Origin of the sequence: Candidatus Brocadia sinica JPN1 (assembly GCF_000949635.1) — a bacterium.
Classification (GTDB): Bacteria; Planctomycetota; Brocadiia; order Brocadiales; family Brocadiaceae; genus Brocadia; species Brocadia sinica.
Genome location: NZ_BAFN01000001.1, coordinates 3,465,918 through 3,482,924 on the forward strand (window position 1 = coordinate 3,465,918; position 17,007 = coordinate 3,482,924).

Annotated in this window: 18 protein-coding genes and 1 riboswitch; of the genes, 10 read left to right on the top strand and 8 right to left on the bottom strand. The window is 40.1% G+C overall.

Annotated features, from left to right (window positions below):
• Window positions 1-191 precede the first annotated feature (191 nt).
• Window positions 192-563, top strand: coding sequence for a response regulator (locus tag BROSI_RS15845; RefSeq protein WP_052564745.1), 372 nt, complete (start codon window positions 192-194; stop codon window positions 561-563).
• A 56-nt stretch (window positions 564-619) separates the two neighbouring features.
• On the opposite strand, the gene BROSI_RS15850 is transcribed toward BROSI_RS15845, so the two are convergent.
• Complete coding sequence (locus BROSI_RS15850) at window positions 620-1,396, bottom strand: hypothetical protein (protein ID WP_052564746.1); 777 nt, start codon at window positions 1,394-1,396, stop codon at window positions 620-622.
• A gap of 62 nt (window positions 1,397-1,458) precedes the next feature.
• Window positions 1,459-1,551: riboswitch (cyclic di-GMP riboswitch) on the bottom strand.
• Between the two features lie 313 nt (window positions 1,552-1,864).
• On the opposite strand from BROSI_RS15850, the gene BROSI_RS15855 reads away from it, so the two are divergent.
• The 6 genes from BROSI_RS15855 (at window position 1,865) to BROSI_RS15880 (ending at window position 7,731) form a co-directional block, all read left to right on the top strand.
• The gene (locus BROSI_RS15855; protein ID WP_261338905.1) at window positions 1,865-3,574 is read left to right on the top strand and encodes a protein-disulfide reductase DsbD family protein; all 1,710 of its coding nucleotides are present in this window, start codon (window positions 1,865-1,867) and stop codon (window positions 3,572-3,574) included.
• 606 nt (window positions 3,575-4,180) lie between these two features.
• Complete coding sequence (locus tag BROSI_RS15860; RefSeq protein ID WP_052564748.1) at window positions 4,181-4,963, top strand: MlaE family ABC transporter permease; 783 nt, start codon at window positions 4,181-4,183, stop codon at window positions 4,961-4,963.
• 6 nt (window positions 4,964-4,969) lie between these two features.
• Window positions 4,970-5,716, top strand: a complete 747-nt coding sequence (locus tag BROSI_RS15865) for an ABC transporter ATP-binding protein (protein WP_052564749.1) — start codon at window positions 4,970-4,972, stop codon at window positions 5,714-5,716.
• Window positions 5,717-5,747: 31 nt separating this feature from the next.
• On the top strand, window positions 5,748-6,194 hold the full coding sequence (gene mlaD, locus BROSI_RS15870) for an outer membrane lipid asymmetry maintenance protein MlaD (RefSeq protein WP_052564750.1): 447 nt from the start codon (window positions 5,748-5,750) through the stop codon (window positions 6,192-6,194).
• Window positions 6,195-6,198: 4 nt separating this feature from the next.
• Complete coding sequence (locus BROSI_RS15875; protein ID WP_052564751.1) at window positions 6,199-6,801, top strand: Tgt2/MlaC family protein; 603 nt, start codon at window positions 6,199-6,201, stop codon at window positions 6,799-6,801.
• A gap of 69 nt (window positions 6,802-6,870) precedes the next feature.
• Complete coding sequence (locus BROSI_RS15880) at window positions 6,871-7,731, top strand: MlaA family lipoprotein (protein ID WP_052564752.1); 861 nt, start codon at window positions 6,871-6,873, stop codon at window positions 7,729-7,731.
• A gap of 11 nt (window positions 7,732-7,742) precedes the next feature.
• Here BROSI_RS15880 and plsY read toward each other — a convergent pair whose 3' ends face one another.
• The gene (gene plsY / locus BROSI_RS15885) at window positions 7,743-8,390 is read right to left on the bottom strand and encodes a glycerol-3-phosphate 1-O-acyltransferase PlsY (RefSeq protein WP_052564753.1); all 648 of its coding nucleotides are present in this window, start codon (window positions 8,388-8,390) and stop codon (window positions 7,743-7,745) included.
• 139 nt (window positions 8,391-8,529) lie between these two features.
• A complete protein-coding gene (locus BROSI_RS15890; RefSeq protein ID WP_052564754.1) occupies window positions 8,530-9,579 on the bottom strand; it encodes a lipopolysaccharide kinase InaA family protein in 1,050 nt (349 codons plus the stop codon).
• Between the two features lie 196 nt (window positions 9,580-9,775).
• Here BROSI_RS15890 and BROSI_RS15895 point away from each other — a divergent pair, with 196 nt between their 5' ends.
• The 3 genes from BROSI_RS15895 to BROSI_RS15905 all read left to right on the top strand — a co-directional run bounded on the left by BROSI_RS15895 (window position 9,776) and on the right by BROSI_RS15905 (window position 12,205).
• Window positions 9,776-10,921: a glycosyltransferase family 9 protein gene (locus tag BROSI_RS15895; protein WP_157842572.1), complete on the top strand. Its 1,146-nt coding sequence runs from the start codon at window positions 9,776-9,778 to the stop codon at window positions 10,919-10,921.
• Window positions 10,922-11,006: 85 nt separating this feature from the next.
• Window positions 11,007-11,978: a polyprenyl synthetase family protein gene (locus tag BROSI_RS15900; RefSeq protein WP_052564756.1), complete on the top strand. Its 972-nt coding sequence runs from the start codon at window positions 11,007-11,009 to the stop codon at window positions 11,976-11,978.
• A 17-nt stretch (window positions 11,979-11,995) separates the two neighbouring features.
• Entirely contained in the window at window positions 11,996-12,205 is a 210-nt protein-coding gene (locus BROSI_RS15905) for a twin-arginine translocase TatA/TatE family subunit (RefSeq protein ID WP_082059258.1), read from the top strand.
• A gap of 16 nt (window positions 12,206-12,221) precedes the next feature.
• Here BROSI_RS15905 and BROSI_RS15910 read toward each other — a convergent pair whose 3' ends face one another.
• The 5 genes from BROSI_RS15910 to BROSI_RS15930 all read right to left on the bottom strand — a co-directional run bounded on the left by BROSI_RS15910 (window position 12,222) and on the right by BROSI_RS15930 (window position 16,981).
• Entirely contained in the window at window positions 12,222-13,061 is an 840-nt protein-coding gene (locus BROSI_RS15910) for an MBL fold metallo-hydrolase (protein WP_052564758.1), read from the bottom strand.
• A 27-nt stretch (window positions 13,062-13,088) separates the two neighbouring features.
• Window positions 13,089-14,003: a hypothetical protein gene (locus tag BROSI_RS15915; protein ID WP_157842573.1), complete on the bottom strand. Its 915-nt coding sequence runs from the start codon at window positions 14,001-14,003 to the stop codon at window positions 13,089-13,091.
• A gap of 48 nt (window positions 14,004-14,051) precedes the next feature.
• Window positions 14,052-15,032 carry a magnesium transporter gene (locus BROSI_RS15920; protein ID WP_052564760.1) on the bottom strand — a complete coding sequence of 327 codons (981 nt, stop codon included), beginning with the start codon at window positions 15,030-15,032 and terminating at the stop codon, window positions 14,052-14,054.
• A 65-nt stretch (window positions 15,033-15,097) separates the two neighbouring features.
• Window positions 15,098-16,216 (bottom strand): site-2 protease family protein, encoded by a 1,119-nt coding sequence (locus BROSI_RS15925; protein ID WP_052564761.1) that lies wholly within the window; start codon window positions 16,214-16,216, stop codon window positions 15,098-15,100.
• Window positions 16,217-16,531: 315 nt separating this feature from the next.
• A complete protein-coding gene (locus BROSI_RS15930; protein WP_157842574.1) occupies window positions 16,532-16,981 on the bottom strand; it encodes a DUF2141 domain-containing protein in 450 nt (149 codons plus the stop codon).
• Window positions 16,982-17,007 lie beyond the last annotated feature (26 nt).

Genomic DNA, 17,007 nt, shown 5'->3' on the forward strand with positions numbered 1-17,007 from the left:
GGTGAGGTAAATTTTGATTATGTAAATTTCTAAATATGTACAGGAACCCAATAAACCCCAAAGGCAAAATTTGCTACACAAGTACAGCATTATGTGTCCGGGGATGTTTTTCTCCTTTCTCTCGAAGCACGGTGTCTCATCTTTATGGTGAGACACCACCTCCTTTTTTATCTTGATAAAGGATTCGAACGATGAAAACCATTCTTATAGTGGAAAATGATAAAAATCAACTTTTGCTTTACGAGTATGAACTGTCACTGGAAGGGTACAATATTATCACGGCAAAGGATGGTTATGAGGCTTTGAAGAAGGTAAAGGAGCACTTTTCAGACCTGATTGTAATGGATATTATTTTACCCGGGATGGACGGTGTTGAACTGATGGGTAGAATCTTGAGCGAACGTAAAAATATCCCGATTATTATTAACACCGCTTATGGAGGTTATAAGGATAATTTTATGACATGGTCGGCTGATACATATATTATTAAATCTTCTGATCTGAGTGAATTGAAAAACATGGTAAAGGAATTACTAGGGAAAACCGAATGCAGAACACCCTGAAAGTCAAGACAAAATTTGTTAAAAAGTTTTGGTTACATTTGATGAGTAAGGAGGTTCTATTTGAGGAATTCGATGCGCTTAATATAAGCCTCAGCCTTTCCGCCGCCACCAGTTGTGGTAGTGTCAACCTCAAGACATAAACCAGATATTGAGGGAACCTCTTTATCGTAATATGTTTGAAACGCACCAGCCAAATCAAACTCTGAAATTACCGTTTCTTCAAGTTCCGGGTTTCCTACACAAACAAAACGCCCACCCGTTTGATAAAACCTCCCTTTGTAAGGCATGTTAATTTCGTCAGCTTCGCTGAGAAACAGGCTTATGAAATGGGGTAAATCCGGTATCAGAAAATGCCCACTGGGTAATTTTTCTGAACCAAAAAATATATATAAAGCCAAAGCTTGATTCCTGTTTCCGTTCTCAAAGGAAGCATCCTTTGGGTATTTCACAATTCCCCATTCAATGCGCGCTTTAGAAACTTCCGGAAGAGTGATATCCTTACAAACAAGAAAACCTCTGACGGGTTGCTTGGTTTTAGTAAACAACATACTATCCTTAATGAAGAATTCAATTTCCGTAGGATACTTAGCTGCGCCCATATAATAAAGCCCCTTCGATTCCAACCACTTACGGATAGAACCTCCTGTATAATCTGAAAAATCGATTACATGTTTTACCTTCTGAACCTCTTCATTGTCTTGTTTTTTCAGACTGTTGTCCTTAGCAACTTTGGATGGTTCTTGAATCTCAGATAGTTTGTTTTCTTCTGAAAAAGCGTTTCCACTTAAAACAAAGATTACAATTGATATGATACTTGCTATAAAACTTTTCATTTTTTGTGAAATTTTAACCGTAAAATAAAAAAGCCTTACTGCAAAGATATGTTTCTAAAATCTTCGGCAGTAAGGCTATCTTACACTACGCCTTTGTAGTTAAAGACCCTATTACTTTGCGTCTCCCGATCACTCAGGGTTTACCTTTATCGCTCTGTGTAAATTATCATAATGATTCTTTCTCATGTCAAATAAAAATTTATTAACTATTGTAAATTCTCAATCTTATGTTACTAATAAAAACAATGTGATAGATTATTATCAAAAAATAGGTACAATAAATTTAACAATTTGCTTATAAGGTCATTCATGAACAAGGAGGGTGTACTATGAAAAGAGGTTGCCTTATGAAAAGATTTTTTTTTTACATGCATATTACTCTTATTCCCCTTACTTACGTTTGGGGACACTTCTCCATTTACGTTAAAGGTAACTCCATTAAAGGAACACATCCCTGCTGGCGACCTTATCCCTGTCACAGTAACTATCACCATTGCCCCTAACCACCGAGTTTATAAGGATCAGGTCAAGGTAGAAAGCGCAGATCCTTCACGATTCGCGGTGACTTTTACAGAGCTTCCTGCTGGAAAGGTTAAGTACGACTCATTCCTGGAGAAAGAGGTAGAAAATTACGAAGGGCAGGTGGAAGTAAAGTCGTTCGTTCAGGTATCAAAGGACGTTCCCGCTGGCCCTCATAACATAAAGCTCAAGGTACACTATCAAGGGTGTTCAGAGAAAATCTGCTTTATCCCCAAAATTGAGGAGTTTGTATTATCCGTCCAGGTGGAGGCTGTCGATTGGAAAGTACCTGCATCACGAGCAGAAGAAAAACAGTCTCAGCCTGTTTCAAAAGTTGAATCAGTAGCAAAACCCGGGGAAAAAACTGAAGCCACCGGTTTCCAAAAAACTATTGAAAGCCGTGGTATTTTTGTATCCCTGATCCTCGTCTTCCTGGCAGGAGTAGGTTTGAGTTTTACCCCGTGCGTGTATCCCATGATACCTATTACTGTGGCGGTAATCGGGGGACAGGCAATAGGGGATCAGGCTACAACAAGAAAACCGCTGACGGCCTTTTTCCTTTCGCTGATTTATGTCCTGGGTATATCTATTGTGTACTCAGCCATGGGAGTTGCAGCAGCTTCAACTGGTGCATTGTTTGGCACGGCCTTGCAAAGCCCATGGGTTATAGGTTTTGTGGTGACCGTTTTTATTGGCCTTGCCCTGAGTATGTTTGGGGTGTATTACCTGCGGGTTCCATCATTTATCTCTGATCGACTGGGAACAAAGACTGGAAAGGGGTTAATGGGGGTTTTTGTCATGGGGTTGGTATCGGGGATCGTGGCCTCTCCCTGTATTGGTCCTGCCCTGGCTAGTTTGCTGGTCTATATCGCCAGCACGGGAAACAAATTCCTGGGGTTCTGGTTGCTCTTTGTCTTTGCCTGGGGATTGGGAGTGCTACTGATTATATTAGGCACCTTTTCAGGAGCAATAAAGGCCCTTCCCAAATCCGGGATGTGGATGGAGACTGTGGAAAGGATATTTGGGCTCCTTTTAATCGGGGCTGCGCTGTATTATTTAAGGTTCATTATCTCAGAGAGTGCCTTTGTTATTATTCTGGGCCTGTTTTTGATTGTTACAGCCGTATTTTCAGGCGGGTTTGACCGGCTGACTCATGAGAGCACAACCTTTCAACGTGCGAAAAGGGCTTTTGGTATCGTAGCCTTTATCTTCGGGGCTTACTTTCTTGTGGGGCATCTCATGATCAAGGGGTTTATCTTGCCACCGCTTTCGACCACAGTTCCCGGTCAGTCAGTATCAGCGGTAGAAAAGATCGATTGGGTAATGAGCGAGGAGGAGGGACTGAGACAGGCCAGGGAAAGTGGTAGGATAGCGATCATCGATTTTTGGGCAGAGTGGTGCGCAGCGTGTAAGGAATTTGATAAGTTTACGTACGCCGACCCGGAGGTTATCCGTGAATCGCAAAGATTTGTAAATATCAAGATCGACAGCACCAAAAGCGATGACCCAAAGGTTAAGCAGCTTTGGGATAAGTATGGGGTTGTTGGCTTGCCCACGATCGTGTTTATCAGCAAGGACGGAACTGTGCTCAGGGATAAAACTATTACCGGTTTTGTTAATGCCAAAGAGTTTATTCAGGTTTTAAGAGGCTTGGAGTAATGATAAATGAAACATTGGGGGGCAAACTGCGAAATTAAACGGCCTTAGGCAACTTTTTGCGCCACTAAGACACAAAGTCATATTTTTTTATTAAAGGTTATTGAATTTCCTCCGTAAATAGTAGGGTGTTGTATGAAGAGAAAGTACCACTTTCGGAGAAGATTTAATAACCTTTTTTCATTTTTGTTCGAATAAGTCTTGATTATTCATTAATATCGCTATATTATGTTGTTTTTTGGAATCTTACGCAGGAAATTTCTTGTGACGTTTTCTTATGAAATACTAATATGCCGGCAATATAAAGCGCAAAATTGAACATGTAATACAAGGCTGGTGTTGAGGCGAAATTTTTTCGAATCTTTTGTGTAAACATCTCCCATTTATGCAAATTTTTCGCAAAAACTACGCTGGTGTTTTTAACAGATCGTAATTCTCAAAAATAAATTGTCGATAACCCATTAAGAAATAAGTATATAAATGAATTTTTCAAATTATTCAGGGTCTATTGGTACAATTGTTGTTATGGACTGATAGATCCGAAAAAATGCTTTTGGCCGCTGATTTACGGATATTTGCACTGATTTTTGAAGGACGAGAAATTCATTCATGATGTGGATATTTGCTCCGTTTAAATTCCTCGGGGGTATTACCCAGAGATTCATAAAGGAATTGGGAAGGATGGGATGTTTTTTTGCTGAATCCTTATTCTGGATGGTATTCCCGCCGTATTTGATACGAAGAATTATTAAGCAGATCAATTTCATCGGTGTAAAGACTACTCCTGTCATAATCCTGACAGGGTCTTTTACCGGGATGGTATTGGCGTTACAGACTTATTATGCTTTAGCCAAGTTTGGCGCACAATCCAGCCTGGGTCCTGTGGTGGCTTTGTCATTAATACGGGAACTTGGTCCAGTTATTTCCGCTTTAATGGTTACCGGATGCGCGGGTTCTGCATTAACGGCTGAGATTGGCATTATGAGAATAACCGAGCAAATTGATGCCCTTGATGCCATGGCGTTAAATCCCTACAAGTATTTGATTATTCCTAATTTAATAGGGGGTATCATATCGCTCCCTCTCTTAAACGCCATCTTTGTTGTGGTTGGCGTTTTTGGGGGATATGCCGTGGGGGTTGGGCTGATGGGCTTATCAAGTGGGACATATTTCCAGGGAATCAGAGATTTCATTAAAGCCCAGGACGTACTTGAGGGGTTATATAAATCCCTTAGCTTTGGTGTTTTAATAACGTGGATAAGTTGTTACAAGGGTTATTATACCAGCTACGGGGCAGAAGGTGTTAGCAAGGCAACCATCCAATCTGTGGTGCTTTCATCAGTTCTTATCCTGGTGTGGGATTACTTTATGACCTCTGTGATAGTAGCTTAGATATACATGATTGAAGTTATTGATTTACACAAAAGTTTCAAAAGGCACGAGGTGCTCCGGGGTGTTAACCTAAAGGTAAAAGACGGCGAATCCCTGGCCTTGATTGGAGGCAGCGGTCAGGGTAAATCTATATTACTAAAACATATCATTGGTCTCGTAAAACCTGATCAAGGCAGGATATCAATAAATAATCAGGACATCAACAAACTTGGAAGAAAATCACTGAGACAATTAAAAGAACGATTCGGTGTTGTTTTCCAGGGCGGCGCTCTTTTTGATTCCCTTACCGTATTTGAAAATGTTGCATTTCCCCTGAGGGAAAAGACAAGGCTGAAAGCCTCGGAAATTCAGGAAAAGGTACTTAAAGAGTTGGGCAGGGTGGGTCTCTCAGGCTCCGAGAATAAATATCCAGCAGAGATAAGCGGCGGTATGAAAAAACGAGTTGCGCTTGCCCGATGTCTTGTTATGAACCCCGAGATCGTCCTTTTTGATGAACCGACAACCGGCCTCGATCCGTTAATAGGCAAGGCGATACATAAACTGATCAGGGATTGTCAAAGGAGTTTTCATTTTACGGCTATTATAGTTACTCATGAGATTCCAGCGGTTTTTTCTGTTGTGGACCGAGTTGCCATGTTATTTGATGGGAAAATTATTGCTGAAGGTACTCCCGAAGAAATACAGGCGTCTACAGACCCCGTGGTGCACCAGTTTATTCATGGTGAACTGGAGGGGCCTATTACCATACAATAATTATGTTCCAATATTCTAAGAGGTAGCAAATATGAAAAAATTTGATGCTGAAATTGCTGTTGGTATCTTTGTCTTTTTTGGCATACTGTGCCTGGGTTATATCTCTGTAAGACTTGGGAAGATTGACTTGATTGGTAGCCATTATTATCCGGTAAATGCCATCTTTAGCAGTGTCAAAGGACTCAAAAAAAATACCGAGGTAGAAATATCTGGGGTTGAAGTGGGTAAGGTTGCAGATATCAAACTCGTTAATTATGAGGCGGTGGTTACTTTACGAATTCGGGATGATATAAAATTGCAGGATGATGCTATTGCCTCTATACGCACAAAAGGACTTCTGGGAGAAAAGTACGTAGAGATCATGCCCGGGGGATCGGATATATTAATAAAACCTGGAGATACGTTACATGAGACGGAACCACCAATAGATTTAGAAAAATTAATAGGGAATTTTGTTTTTGGGAAAGTAAAGGAATAAAAAAATGAAAAACAGAAAAATTTTATTAGCAGTATTTGCTGGTTTATTTTCCTTGACGTCTATGTCTCCTTTTCTGTGGGCGGATGAACCAGGAAAACTTGTCATGAAGACTATTGACAGCGGTTTAACTGTTCTGAAAGAACCTTCCCTGAAGGGGCCGGAAAAGTCGCAAGAACGCAGACAAAGGTTATGGGAAGAAATTTCATTCATTTTTGATTTTGAAGAGATGTCTAAAAGGGCGCTTGGCCAGCACTGGAAAAAACGCACCCCTGAAGAAAAAACAGAATTTGTGGGATTATTTACCAACATCCTCAAAGATGCTTATATAGGGAAAACTGATACGTATTCTGGTGAAAAAATTGTCTTTCTCAAGGAAAAACAAGAGGATAATAAATACGCGACAGTACAAACAAAGATTATTACGAATACCGGAACAGAAGTATTGGTAGATTATCGCATGCTCAATGATGGCGGGAAATGGGCAATTTATGATGTAATCATTGAAGGGGTAAGTCTTGTGAATAACTACCGTAGCCAATTTAATAATATCTTGTTGAAATCTTCATATGCAGAACTCATTCAAAAAATAAAAGAGAAACACGGTTAAAGAAAGAATATCAGCAAAATGAGAAAAATGTCATTTTGAATCGCTTCTACATTCTAAGAGGGGTAAATAATGAAAAATTTTGTAGTAGTGACGTTCTTTTTAGTTTTTGCAACGTTTTTTTTGTTGACAGCTTCACGGGCAGAGAACTTGTCTGTGCCTGCCCAGGAGGGATCTTCTGGTGAAACGGGGAGCAATGGAAAATTTTCTGATAAGGATACAGCAAATAAAGATGAAGAAGCGGAACAGACAGAGGCAGAGGAAGCAGAAATGGAGCAAGAAATTCCTCCCATTAAAGACGCGTTCCCAACCTTTAACAGAGCCATGTTTACCTTCAATGATAAGGCTTTCCATTATTTCTTTAAACCAGTATATACAGGGTACAATTCAATGATACCTGAAAAAGCACGGGTAAGTGTCAGGAATTTTTACACAAACATCAAGATGCCTGTCCGTTTTTTTAATTGCCTCTTCCAAGCCAATTTTAAAGGCGCTGGTACCGAGATGACGCGTTTTGTTATTAATAGCACTGTGGGAGTGGCAGGGTTTCTTGATCCTGCAAAATCAAAATTTCATATAGAAAAGCAAGACAGAGACTTCGGCCAGACTCTTGGTAAATATAAGATGGAATCCGGTACTTACATTGTGTGGCCTTTTATTGGACCATCAAATACACGTGACACAATAGGACTTTTGGGTGACGGGGCGTTGAATCCATTAACCTGGATTTCATATTTTTTCCTCACACCGATTGAGAGCATGGGAAATTATACCTATGAATCTGTCAACGATGTCTCTATCGATAAAGGAAATACTTATGAGAGTATAACAAAACCAGCTATTGACCCGTATATTGCGCTCCAGGATGCTTATACACAAAATCGAATGAAGAAGATTAAAGAATCCCCGAATTATGATGAGACGATTGATTAATGAAATTATCATCACGAATTAGAATTAGCCGAAACATCTGCCTTAATTTTGCTACCAATTTTACTTTCTGTGCCGTTCAAGAGTCTTTTTATATTCGATTTATGCCGGATAATAAGAAGGGCTGAGATGAATATTGAAAACAAGGTCAGGGGAAACCCCTGACCAAAAGGGTCTTTACCCAATACTATTAAACACGTTACCAATGCAATTGAGCTGAGGATCGACCCCAAAGATATATAACGGGAAATATACACCGTCAATAACCATATACTGGCTGAAATAACAAGTGATAATGGCGCCAACCATAAAAATACCCCACAGCCCGTCGCAGCAGCCTTTCCTCCCTTAAAACCAAGAAAGACAGGGAATGTATGGCCACATATTACGCCAACTCCACATGATATGACGGCTAAACTGTGACTATAATTAGCAAACATTCGATCAAAGATAAAAACAGGGAGAAAACCTTTTAACATGTCTAAAATAAATACCGATATCCCATAAGGTCTACCCAGAATCCTTGAAACGTTTGTTGCCCCAGGGTTACCGCTACCAAGTTGTCGGATATCAACACCTTTTACGATCTTAGCGATTAAAAATCCGAAGGGAATACTACCGATAAAATACGAGATGATTGGACTGATAATTTGTATGAGCACGGTTTCCTTTCCTGTCACAAAATCAAAGTCGGTTATTTAAAAATAAATAGTTGTATGGTTGCTGGGTGCCACTTGCCTCAGTGCGATGACCGCGTTAAACAGTTATTGCAAAAAGTTATTACACACTTCTCAGGAGTATTTAAAAAAGGTCTAATGCACGCCACCAAAGTTTATGCATAGTGTGATGTGAATAGTATTGCCGGATATGCCTTTTCCAGTCTTTGTCAAGGGTATCGTCATATGACGTATACCCTTTTAAAAACCTGACCCTATCCGTCTTGGAAATCAAACGTATTTTTTGTTTCATAGACGCAGATATCATTCGTTCACCAGACCAGTTACTTTGCGGAACGGCTACTTTGTATGAATGGGTTTCAGCAGAAAATTCCTCCCCGGAAAAGGGGAACTGAGGAGGATTTCCACTGGCACTTGTGTCTTTTTGAGTTGTTTTTATTATACCTGAAAACCAGCGTAACTTTTCAAGAGAACGGTCAAGACGCAGCAGGTTCTTAATTCTTTGTTCGATGCTTAGCTCTCTTGAAACGACAGATTTATCGAGATCTATTATATATGCATGAAACTCCCCGTTTGTATCGTCTTTCAAGAGTATATTTTTCAGATGCAAATCTGCATGGTATATACCTGCATCATGCATGTGTCTTATCAGTCTAACCAGTTCAAAAATTATAGATTTCTTAGACTTTTGTATAAAAGTCAGGGGAGATTCTTTCAGGAATTGGACTATGTCAACTGCCCCGGATATTTCCTTTGATATAAAATCAGCCTTGTAGAATAAACCCCATAATTTTCTTTTGGCTACGGCAATTACTTCAGCAGAAGGAATACCTTTCCGTGCCGCAATTTCATTTATCTGTAGTTCGTTTAAAGGACGATTCCCGTCATAAAATATCCCGCCAAAAAGTTTACCCAACAAACCACCGTGTCTATAGTTTCTGATAACAAATCTTTCGCCGCTGTTTTTTGAATCAGGGACGGACAAATATATTCCCCTTCCATATTTTCTATTTGTGTCGGCTCTCTTCCCAATCCGGGAAAAATTTTTATCAAGGGGTATGGACAGTATAGTTTCTTTATATTCTTCTTTTACAAAGAAGGTCGTATCTTCCCTTTTAACAATGGAAAAACCTCTCGGTTCTTTTGTTTCCACGGCATAATTGGCGCTCATCATTGTGTTAGGCCTTCGGTGACTTATAAATACAAATTTTTCTGACAGGAGTCCACCCCCTTCACTCCGCCAGCGGGGGACAATTGGTTCCCCCCCCTCAGTGGGGGATTAAGGGGGAGGATTTTCGTTTGAAATTCCTTAATGGTAAATTATATAGCAGGATACAAGGTAATACAAATGCAAATTGGCCGGATTGTTATTGAAAAATGGATCTCTTAAGAATTATAGTATACAGGTGTTTAGTATAAAAACCATCAATATAACAAACATGGGAAAACGATTCAATAATCTAAAGAATATCTTGGTTGTTCGGTTGGGTGCCATGGGCGATATAGTCCATGTTATGCCGGCAGCAAAAAACTTGCGAATGGCATTTCCATCTGCCCACATTGCATGGCTTGTGGAGGATAAACTTGAGGATTTGGTTGAAGGGCTTCAGGGAATAGACGAGGTTATTGTTTTTCCGAGAAGACAATGGCAGAAGCACCTCAAATCACCACGAAACTATTGTAATATCTTATCATCAATGCGATTGTTTTTGAAAAAATTGCGGAATAGGAAATATGACATTGCACTGGATTTCCATGGTAATTTTAAAAGCGGTTTATTAACGTATCTGAGCGGTGCAAGGACACGGGTTGGCTTCTCGAAAGGATATTGTAAGGAATTTAATTTTCTTTTTACTAATTTGTGGATTGCACCACAGCAGAAGAGAATGCATAGAATCGACAAATATCTCGGTCTTTTACATGGTTTAGGCATAAAGGCATACTATCAAAGACCTGTATTTTCCATTCCAGATACGGATCGCCTTTATATTGACGATTTTCTTTGCCAAAATCATCTCGATCAAAAATCTATCGCAATAATACATCCAGGAACCAGCATGTTCGGGAAATATAAGCGATGGCCGCCTGAAAACTATGCGCATCTTGCGGATATTTTAACAAAAGAATTTAATTACTCAATCGTTTTTACCTGGGGTGCCTCCGAATATAACCTGATAGAAAAAATTCTATCATTAATGCGGTATCAGGCTACGATCGCATGTGAGACATCATCGGTAAAACAGCTGATAGCCTTATTACAACATGCTCACCTTTTTGTCGGTGGCGATACAGGACCCACTCATATAGCTTCAAGTATTGGAATTCCCACAGTAGCGATTTTCGGGCCTAAAGATCCGGTTATTTACGCACCTTATGATAGGAATGCACTGGTTGTGAGAAAAGATATTCCCTGCAGCCCTTGTGAAAAACGGAAATGTGATCACGTTACCTGTATTAATGTTATTACTCCGGGAGATGTCTTTAAAGCAGTTAAAGACATAGGTAAATTAAAGTAGAAAAGAAGTTTGACTTTTTAAATGCCGCTTGCTATTATAACCTCTCTTGAATATTTGCCAAAATTAAAAAAGGAGCCTGTCAATTGTGGAACCCGTGGGTATCTTCGACTCGATAAAGGTTCTTATGGATGAGGTTGAAACCCGATTCCAGAAAGAATTGCAACCAAGAACCAACTCATTAGCCGATCTCATTGTTCACATCAGTAGATATAAAGGGAAAAGATTGCGACCGGCCTTGGTACTATTGTCGGGTAAATGTGTCGGTGGCATAGTCCCCCAGCACATAGATCTTGCCGTAGTAGTGGAAATGGTACATACCGCGACGCTCGTTCACGACGATATTATCGATGAGGCCTCAATGAGGAGGCATGTTGAAAGTATTAATTCAAAATGGGGGAGGGAAATATCCATCCTGTTTGGGGATTACCTGTTTTCCAGGGGATTCACCATACTTTCCTCCCTTGATTCTCAAATCGCGACTCTTTTGCTTTCTCAGACGGTTAACATTATGTCAGAGGGTGAACTCATTCAACTTCAAAGACGTTATGATCTTGGATTGAGCGAAAACGATTATTTTGATATTATCGAGCGAAAAACGGCTTCTTTGTGTGCTGCCAGTTGCCGTTTAGGCGCTGCGTTTGCCGGAGCCAATCGCAAGGTATCAGACATGTTATCCAATTACGGCTTAAAAATCGGTATCGCGTTTCAGATTGTGGATGATTGCCTTGATGTGATGGGTACCGAAGAAGAAATTGGAAAATCATTAAACACGGATATACAGAAGGGGAAGCTCACGCTGCCTCTCATCCGGCTCGTTAATCAGCTTCCCAAAAACAAGCTTGAAACTGCGCGTGGGTTGATATTTCAGCACGATGCAAAAGATACGAAGAACGCTATTATTGAATTGTTGACAGAACATGATGCAGTAGAATATGCCTTTAATACTGCAAAAAATGTTGTAAAACAAGCGCAGGAAGAGATTGCTCCTCTTCCTGATTCTCAATACAAAACGACCCTCATAGAACTTGCGGATTATATCGTTACAAGAAGGACATAAAAATTCGGAGAATATGCATGATTAGTATGCCCGGTGGTTGGGAATGGATTATTATCGGCATCATTGTTTTTATTATATTTGGCAAAAAACTACCAAACACAATGAAAATAATGGGAAAAACTTTTGCAAATTTCAGACACGGTTTAAAAGGTGTTGAGGAAGAAGTAAAAGACGTTAAACAAATCAAGAACGATATCGATATTATTACCAAACTGAAAATAGGTTAAATCTGAGGTGCTTCCTTTATTTTTCAATATCCGCCAAGCTAAATTTCATACCATCCCCGGCAGCAATAATTTTTAATCCTGTTTCCTTTGATAGTCGTTCTGCAACCTTCCGTGGCTGTGCCTTGATCATCGTCATGCCAAAATGATTTAATATCGTTACTTTCGGTTTCAACGCCGTTACGACTTCCTTCACGTCTGCGATACTGAGATGATAAAGCCAGCTTTTGGTACCCTTATCCACGGTATACCGGACCACATTGATAATGAGAACATCTCCCTTGTAATGTTTCAATAACTCCGGAAAGTAACGGGTATCTACTATCAGGGAAATGGTATAGTGAGGGGTAAAAAAGTTTATACCATATGTTTCACTTGGATGATGGTGTTTCAGGGGAGTTTCGAAAGATACTGCATCCGAGAGACTATACCTTCCTCCTTCCTTAATAATTTCTATCTGCGAGATGTAGCTTCTCACATATTTAAATACCACCGGGTCCTCTGTTAATGCATCTTCAGGTGTGTAAAGTATGCCACGTTTTTTGAATCCACCCTCGGTCATTGCCTCAATCATTACATTTACATCGGCGGCGTGATCAAGATGCCTGTGGGTAAGAATGATAGCGTCCAATTTCATAGGGTCCATCTTTGGCCTGCTTGAAATACATCGCACCAAACAGCCGGGGCCAGGATCTACCAATACATTAAAACCTTGCAGGGAATACCACATCCCCCCCGAAGCGCGCAATTGCTTGGATACAACAATCCTCGCGCCAGCAGTACCGAGAAATTTTATAAAATCAGTTTCCGGAATATCCTTCATAAGGGAGATAATACCACGAATGTGTGAAGGGATCAATAATTTGCTTTTTCATTCCTCCTCTTTTTACTTTTCTTCCAGGCGTCTCGCCTTTTCCGCTAAAAATGCGGCATTGAGTTCTGCATTCTTCCATGCCTGCAATGCAATATCATAGCGAATTTTGGACGTTTCCAGTCTCGTCTTAAATATCATAACCCACTGCTCATTTACTGCCTTTTTCCACAGCAAAATCCTATCAATATTTTCCTGCAACTTCCCCAAAAGTTTATCGTTCTCAATACCTTCTTGCACTGATTTTAAATCTTTAGCAAGATTCTGCTCATCAACAAATATTTTATCTCTGATCTCCTTCAACCTGTTCGTAAAAAAGGAAACTACCGACTCCTTTTCTTTGATGCCGTCCTGTATTTCGGCAATGTAATTCTTTGCAATGTCAACCTCTTTATGAATGATAGGGGCAGTATCAGAAGGTGTCATCGAAATGTCTTCTTCCAACTGTGCTATTAATGTTAATAGCACAACCAGATCGGAATAAACTTTCGTTTGGTCATGAAGTACGGTAATCCGATCCTCATATGTCTCTATTTGTTCATTATTTATATCTATCTTTTCTTTCATTACGGTAATTTCTCTATCCAGTAATTCGAAAAATTTTGGGTTTACATTTCTGCTCTGATAATCTTTTTTATCTTGTTGGAGTCTGTCACGATAGATTTCCTTTGCCTTAGTATCTTGTTCTAAACTTCTGATAAAGGACTTTATTTCACGGATGGCATTACCAACACGTGCTTCTACTTCCTCTTCGTTTTTCCTCGCATGTTCAATGTCTTCAGCTTTTACTGTTATGACGGATTCATCAAGCTTTACTTTGCCGGTTTTTTCCTTTTCAGAGAGATGAGTAGGTGTTTTTACAGTTTGTGCATTTGCAGGAAAACACAGACCTGACCACAAAAAGTAAATACTCAGATAGTGGACTAACATAAAAATATTTCTTTTGATCTTTTTCTGCATCGATATCTTTATGAAAATCTATTTAAGCATATACGTTCCAAGAGAAAAATACGAAGTTAATGACACAATATCGGCAATTGCCAGTACCAGGGGGCACGAAGCGTGTGCCGGATTAATACCGATCTTTTTGAAGAAAATCGGCAGGCTGCATCCAAGGAAAGAGGCATTAACAAGGGTCAATAAAATTGTGAGAGACAAGGTGATGGAGAAGCTTTGATTACCAAGCCAAAAAAAGGATACTGCATAGAGCACTCCGCCACATAATAAACCTATTTTAGCCCCAACCAGCACCTCGTAAAGAACAAATCTTTTCAATTTAATGGTCTTTTCAATCTGAGAAAGGGTGACCGCGACGGCCTGAGTTCCAATACTTTCGGCAAGGCCCAATATGATCGTGATAAAGAAGGCTATGAAAATAAATTCATCTATTGTTTTGTCGAACAGTCTTGTGATAAAGGCACAGACAAGACCGCTTGAAATGTTAAAAAGGAGGTAGGGAAACCGCAAAAAGGTGCTTTTGATGACCGTGGGTTTTCTAAATTCCTCCAGCTGAATACCGATTATTTTGAGAAGATCATCACGCATCTTTTCGGCGCTCTGTTCAAAGGCCAATGTGTCTTCTATAAAATCATTTGCCCTTGCAATACCAACAAGCTTTCCTTGTCCATTGACAACGGGAAAGGCTACGAATTTATAAACCAAAAAATACTCCATTGCATCCTCTATAGAAAAATCGATGGTCAGCCGGATCGGGTTGTGTATCATGATGTCAGAAATTTTCAATTCTTTATAAGAGGTAATAAGTTTTCTTAAAGGCACAACACCAACCAATTTTCCTTCTTTGTCAGTGACATAACAGTAAAAGAAATTGCCGGACAGCGTGCTATTCCGAATTGATTCCAGGGCAGTGTGTGTCGTATCGTCAACCAAAACGGCAAATACCTCCGTACTATATTTGAATTTTGCCCTGTTTTTATTTGGTTTTTTAAGAAAAAGCATGGCTGGTTATTTCTTCTTAATCCGATCCCGGTAAACATTTAATATTCTGAAAAAACGGTGTCAAATTATTTACCCTTAATCTGTAAATACCGTGCAATGCCATTTCTTGTAATGAGGCCGACGGCTTTGTCATTTTCCATAACAATAATCCTTCCTTTGTCTTCTTTTATCATTAATTCGAGTGCCCTCATGACATCTGAATCGGGAGTTATTTCCCATTTTTTGCTATGGGGGACAAAAATATCCGATACCTTTACACCACTCCAATCTTTCCGGGGGATATCTTTGATCTCCTTAAGGGTTACAATGCCCAGAAATTTTCCGTCATCCATAACAGGGAATCCTCCATAACCATATCCGTATCTAAGAAAATATTTATCAACTGCCTCGTCAATGGTAAGCGAGGAATTAAGGGTTACAAGATCCCTTGCCATGACATCTTTGACTTTGATACCTGAGAGTACCTCATGAAGGGTTGCCTGTTGATAGCTTGACTGAGCAGCCATGTAAAGGAACCACCCCAGAAGCAGCAGCCACAGTCCTCCGGAAGAACCGGTAAAAACCAGAAACAGGCCAAAAAGAAGGAAAAACAGGGCGATCGTTTGCCCAAAGTTAGATGCCTTCTTAGTAGCATAAAAAAAATCTTTAGTCCTGCTCCATAGCGCTGCCCTGAGCACCCTTCCACCATCCATCGGAAAGCCCGGAATGAGGTTAAATACACCAAGTATGAGATTGATTCGCGCAAGATAAGAAAAAAGCGCGCTTGGTCCACCTGCTGTATTTATTGCAATCAGGAAAAAGATGCCCGACAGGAGAAAACTCGAAATCGGTCCTGCGATTGCAATCCTGAATTCCGCTTTTGGATCTGGCGGTTCATCTTTTAACTGTGCAACACCCCCAAAAATGAACAAGGTAATGCTCGATATAGAAATATGGTATCTTTGGGAAATATACGAATGGGAAAGCTCATGGAAGGCGACTGAGACAAAAAGCAGCAGGGCCGCCAGTGTGCCTTTTATCCAGTAAGCAGCTACTGGGAGCTCCGGTGCGGCCTTCGGAAAATAATGGGTAGACAAAGACCATGTTATCAAACCAAAGACAATAAACCACGAGAAATGCACCCGTATTGGTATCCCCATTATCGTTGCAATTTTCCACGAACCATGTGTCAATGATTTGTTCATGTTATTTCTCCTTTTTCTGTATATTTTCGGTTTCATAATAAATTGGCACTTTTTAGCCTGCTCTATTCATGGCGAGAATCACGTAACCCGGCCCATTCAGTCAAAAAAGAAATTGTATATCTAAGGCTTCTCTCAAGAGAATAAATAACCCACCCCCTCTAGCCCCTCCGAGGAGGGGAATAGAAAAATGTCTCCTCTCTGGAGGAGATTCAGGGGTGGGTAAAACACGTAACACTACCTTCACTTTCTTATGCATAGGCAATTTTCATCTGGACGGTTTTCTTCTTGTGTTTACGTCCTTTGTACATACTCGATTTATAACCCAAATTTATCCACCAGATGTACCGTGACCGATGCATTGTCATCGCTAACGTGAAATTTAACTTCATCCCATTTTGGATGACGTCGTATTTTTTGGACATCGAGCCTTGAAAAGCCAACAGGTTCCCGAGGTATCCCCAAGATGCCGCTACGTTCCAGGTTACCACTGCGGTTAAGATCATGATACGCAGAGAGGGAGTACTCTCCCAATTCTACATTTTTAATCCTGTATTTCCTGAAATTATCAGTACGTTCAATGAGTTCTGCATCAATATCCACATATCCTTTATCTCTTTTCGTGTGGCATTCCTCGCTGTCACAAATAGAAAAACGTACCGGAGCATCATTGTTATGCTTGAATCTATCTACAGTAACAATTACATCTCCGGCAAATACTTGAAAAGAAAATGCAACAAATAGCAAAGGCAACCAAATGAAAATCATACTTTCCTCTCTCGTAAAACAAAAAA